Raw genomic sequence first — 4,169 nt, forward strand, 5'->3', positions numbered from 1 at the left:
GGCGATTTTCGCGCCGATGCGGCGGGCGCCGTCCGCATCGAGATTGCCGAGGCCATAGGCGTGGCTAATCGCCACTTTGCCCTGCAACCCGAGCGCCACCGTACGGGCGCAGATTTCCTCGACGGTGAAGACGCCGAGCGAACCGAAATCGTGCAGGTGGATATCGACGCCGACGCCGCGCTTCTCGGCCACGCCGAAAACGACGTCGAGATGGCCTCGCAGGTCGCGGTCGAAGCTTGCCGGGTCGAGGCCGCCGACGAGATCGGCGCCCGTCGCGATCGCGTCATCCAGCAGTTCGGCCGTGCCGGGGCTCTTGAGGATACCGCTCTGCGGGAAGGCAACGAGCTGGATATCGATGATATTGCGGTACTCCTCGCGGATCGCCAGGATCGTCTCCAGCGATTTCAGGCCAACAGAAGCGTCGACCATAACGTGGCTGCGCATATGGAGGGAACCGTGTCCGACGCAGAGCTCCAGCTGCTTGCGGGCGCGCTCCGCCATCGGCGCTGCCTGCGCCATGTTTTCAGCCTGGTAGGCCACGCGCTCGTGTACGTCGAAACCGTTGGTGCAGGGTTTATGCGGGATCCATTTGTCGCCATAAAAGCTGGTATCGAGATGGATGTGCCCCTCGACGAAGGCCGGCACGAGAAGCGCCCCCGCAATGTCCACGCTCTTCGCCGCATCGGCCGCTGAACCGGCCGGCGCAATCGAGACGATACGGCCGGCGGCAACGCCGATGTCGTTCAGCGTGCCGTCCGCCAGCTTTGCATTGGTGAACAGGGTTTCGATGTCGGCCATGCTTCGCGCTCCATTTGCACAGGGATCGGCCCACCCTTACCGGGCAGGCTGAAATTGTATGCAATAACGCGCGAAAATCGTATCCGGTCAATAGGCCGCGGCGACGGCGGCATTCCCCAACACCACGATGGGCGTGCCGCTCTGGACGCGGTTGAACAGATCGACCACGTCCTGGTTGATCATGCGCACGCAGCCCGACGAGACGGACTTGCCGATGGTCCACCATTCGGGCGAGCCGTGGATGCGGTAGAGGGTGTCTTCCTTGTCCTTGAAGATATACATGGCGCGCGCGCCGAGCGGGTTCTTCAGGCCCGGCTCCATGCCGCCGTTGCGGGAGCTGTAGGGTTCCAGTTCCGGCTGGCGGGCGATCATCTCGTCAGGCGGCGTCCAGCGCGGCCAAGCGCGCTTGTACTGGATGACGCCGCGGCCGGCCCATTCGAAGCCCGCGCGGCCAAGGCCGACGCCGTAGCGCATCGCCTGCCCGTCCTCATAGGTCAGGTAGAGGAAATGGCTCGCCGTATCGACGACGATGACTCCGGCGCGCTCGCCCGTCGGGTTCGGCACCATCTGGCGATAGAATCGCGGATCGATCTTCTGGTAGGGAATGGCGGGCAGCGGATACGGCTCGTCATCCTTCGGGCCGTACATGGCGGCGTAGATGCTGTTGTCGACGACCGGTTCGGGCCTTATCGCGATCCTCTCGCGCACCGGCGTCGTGCATCCGGCCAGAACCGTGGTTGCCAATCCTGCGCTAGCGAGCAGGAAGGAGCGGCGGGTTACGCTTTCACCAGTCAAGGAATGCCCTCACACCTCAATCGTCATAGGGATCGGCGAGCGCGGCATCGGGCCGGCTGACCGGATATTTCGTACGCGAAATGCGGGCGGCCATGCCCTTGGCACCCTGCTGCTTCAGGAGCGAGCGGAAGCTTGGATGCATGCCGCCGTCCACATAGGCGAAGCTCGAAACCGGTGTGACGCTCGCAAAAGCCGCATCCAGCTTCTTTTGTTCCGCACCGATCTTCGCAATCACATCATTTTGAGCGCCATCGACCGTGGCGGGGCACTGGGCGAGCGGATCGCTCGGCTCGCCACCCACGAATTCCCGGTTGAAGACATAGCGGCCGCCGCAGACGGAGACCTTCGGCTGCTTGCGCGTGAAGGCGAAAGCATCATAGCCTTCCTTCAGCGTGCGCCAGAACGGCATGTTGGGATCGCCCTTGTGCTTGGCCATGTTTTCCGTGGTCATGCGGAAGGGATAGGCCTGGACCTGGAAACGCTCCTGGCCGCCATCCAGCGCCTTCTGCACGATGGCGTAGATTTCGCCCACACCCTGGTCGGTCATGGCATAGCAGCCCGAAGACGAGCAGGCGCCATGCACCATCAGCGCCTCGCCGGAATAGCCCAGCGCCGATTCCAGCCGGTTCGGGTAACCGAGGTTGAACGAGACGTAGTATTGTGAGTTTGGGTTCAGCATGCCGGCGGAGACATGGTAAAAGCCTTCCGGCGCCTGACGGTCGCCGCTCTTCGTCTTCGGCCCAAGCTTTCCGGACCAGCGGCACATCGGATAGGTCTTGAACAGCGCATATTGGCCGCTCGCATTGACCTTCCAGACCTCGAGCTCGCTCTCCTGCTTGAAGATGCGCACCAGTACCGGGCTTTCCGGCCGCATCTTCTTCTTGGCCATCTCCGCCTTCACCTTGCTGGAAAGCTGCGGCGCTTCGGCAAGCGAGGCGACATCCATCGCCATGCAGCCGGCAAGCAGGCTGCCGGCGACGGTCGCCGCGGCGAGGCGCGCGACAAGCGAGAGACGCGGGCGGGTGGTTTCACGAGAAAGGAGGTGGCGAAGCGCAAACATGGATCGGTTTCGATTGCTGGGGCCGGTGTTGAATATCGGGACGCCGCGTCGGGCGGCGCATTTTACGCCTAGAGTCCAAGCGATTGCTTAGAACTTCGTTAATCTTGTGACCCGGAGGGCCGTTGCCCGGCATCATGCCGCGGGAATGCCGCGAATCCGGCATCGAACTTGGGGAGCATAAACCCTCAAGCTGCTTGAGCTTCAAGACCAGCTTTGCGGCTTTCTTTCGTCGCGGGGTCACGCGGCGAACAAAAAATCGTTAGAATAGTTCTCCTTTTCCGGAATCTGAAGGTGTACGACATGGAACGCGTGACCGGCGGCTGCCTGTGCGGCAATGTCCGCCTTGAGACGTCGGGGCCTCCCTACCGGGTCGGTCTCTGCCATTGCCTCGATTGCCGCAAGCATCACGGTGCGCCGTTTCACGCCTCGGCGATCTTCCCGCGCGATGCGGTGAGCGTGACGGGCGAAACGCGCGACTATGCCGGGCGCTTCTTCTGCCCGCGCTGTGGCTCGCCGGTCTTTGCCTGCAGCGGTGACGAAATCGAGGTCAATCTGGGCGCACTTGACGAAACCGACCGGTTCACGCCGACCTATGAGCTCTGGACGATCCGCCGCGAAGCCTGGCTGCCGCCGTTTCCGCTGGCGCGGCATTATGACCGGGATCGGGAAAACCCCGGCCGCAGCGAGCCTTAACCGGGCGACCGCGCTTGATTTGCCGGTCGTCCCGGCACATCTGTGGGAGAGCGCGTTTCAGGAGGGCAGACCATGCTGACGATCGGCGATCTTTCCAAGGCCACGGGCGTCAAGGTTCCGACCATCCGCTACTACGAGCAGATGGGCCTGCTCTCCCATGCCGAGCGATCCGAGGGCAACCAGCGGCGCTATTCCAGCGGCGAGCGCGATCGCCTCACCTTCATCCGCCACGCCCGCGATCTCGGCCTCACCATCGATGCCATCCGCGAGCTGATCGAACTCAGCCAGCATCCCGAGCGCCCGTGCCACGACGCCGACCGCATCGCCGCAGAACAGCTGAGCACCGTGCGCCGCAAGATCGAGCGCCTGCAGAAGCTGGAGGCCGAGCTGGTGCGCATCACCAGCCATTGCCATTCCGACCAGATCCGCGACTGCTACGTCATCCGCGCGCTGGCGAACCACGATCTCTGCCAGGACGAACATGATTAGGACGCAGCAAGCCGCCTCAGTTTCTGGAGCTGCGCCGCGCGCGGTTCATGCATGTCGAGCATGCCCTGCAACCGACCATCCGCCCGGATGAGGAAGAGCCCGGCGGTGTGCTCCATCGTGTAGCTGTCCGAGGCCGTCGCAACCTTTCTGTAAAAGGCCGAGAACGCCTTCGCCGCCGCCTTGGTCTGGGCGGCATCGCCGCGCAGCGCGATGATGCGCGGATCGAAGGACGTCATGTAAAGCTTCAGAAGCTCCGCCGTGTCGCGCTCTGGATCGATGGAGATGAAGAGCGGCGTGATGCGATCCGCTGCCGGGGCGATCTCCTTGAGCAGGC

At 63.4% G+C, this 4,169-nt stretch carries 6 protein-coding genes; 2 read left to right on the top strand and 4 right to left on the bottom strand.

Annotated elements, in window-relative coordinates:
• The 3 genes from ACOZKU_RS27600 to ACOZKU_RS27610 form a co-directional block, all read right to left on the bottom strand.
• On the bottom strand, positions 1–798 hold a 798-nt coding region (locus ACOZKU_RS27600; RefSeq protein ID WP_421581589.1), incomplete at its 3' end, for an amidohydrolase family protein.
• 87 nt (positions 799–885) lie between these two features.
• On the bottom strand, positions 886–1,593 hold the full coding sequence (locus ACOZKU_RS27605) for a L,D-transpeptidase (RefSeq protein WP_314093387.1): 708 nt from the start codon (positions 1,591–1,593) through the stop codon (positions 886–888).
• Between the two features lie 16 nt (positions 1,594–1,609).
• Positions 1,610–2,653, bottom strand: a complete 1,044-nt coding sequence (locus tag ACOZKU_RS27610; RefSeq protein WP_421581590.1) for a hypothetical protein — start codon at positions 2,651–2,653, stop codon at positions 1,610–1,612.
• 300 nt (positions 2,654–2,953) lie between these two features.
• Here ACOZKU_RS27610 and ACOZKU_RS27615 point away from each other — a divergent pair, with 300 nt between their 5' ends.
• Both ACOZKU_RS27615 and ACOZKU_RS27620 read left to right on the top strand, forming a co-directional pair.
• Positions 2,954–3,346, top strand: coding sequence for a GFA family protein (locus ACOZKU_RS27615; RefSeq protein WP_421581591.1), 393 nt, complete (start codon positions 2,954–2,956; stop codon positions 3,344–3,346).
• A gap of 72 nt (positions 3,347–3,418) precedes the next feature.
• Positions 3,419–3,835: a MerR family transcriptional regulator gene (locus ACOZKU_RS27620; RefSeq protein ID WP_244760015.1), complete on the top strand. Its 417-nt coding sequence runs from the start codon at positions 3,419–3,421 to the stop codon at positions 3,833–3,835.
• Here the strand turns inward: ACOZKU_RS27620 and ACOZKU_RS27625 are convergent.
• On the bottom strand, positions 3,832–4,169 hold a 338-nt coding region (locus ACOZKU_RS27625; RefSeq protein WP_421581592.1), incomplete at its 5' end, for an SCO family protein. The two genes, ACOZKU_RS27620 and ACOZKU_RS27625, sit on opposite strands and share 4 nt — an antisense overlap.

This window comes from Shinella sp. M31 (genome assembly GCF_049199205.1).
GTDB lineage: Bacteria > Pseudomonadota > Alphaproteobacteria > Rhizobiales > Rhizobiaceae > Shinella.

Bases quoted from the DNA above. Each gene is read 5' to 3' on its own strand.
- ACOZKU_RS27610 (WP_421581590.1), bottom strand. From the start codon at position 2,653: ATGTTTGCGCTTCGCCACCTCCTTTCTCGTGAAACCACCCGCCCGCGT.
- ACOZKU_RS27620 (WP_244760015.1), top strand. From the start codon at position 3,419: ATGCTGACGATCGGCGATCTTTCCAAGGCCACGGGCGTCAAGGTTCCG.
- ACOZKU_RS27615 (WP_421581591.1), top strand. From the start codon at position 2,954: ATGGAACGCGTGACCGGCGGCTGCCTGTGCGGCAATGTCCGCCTTGAG.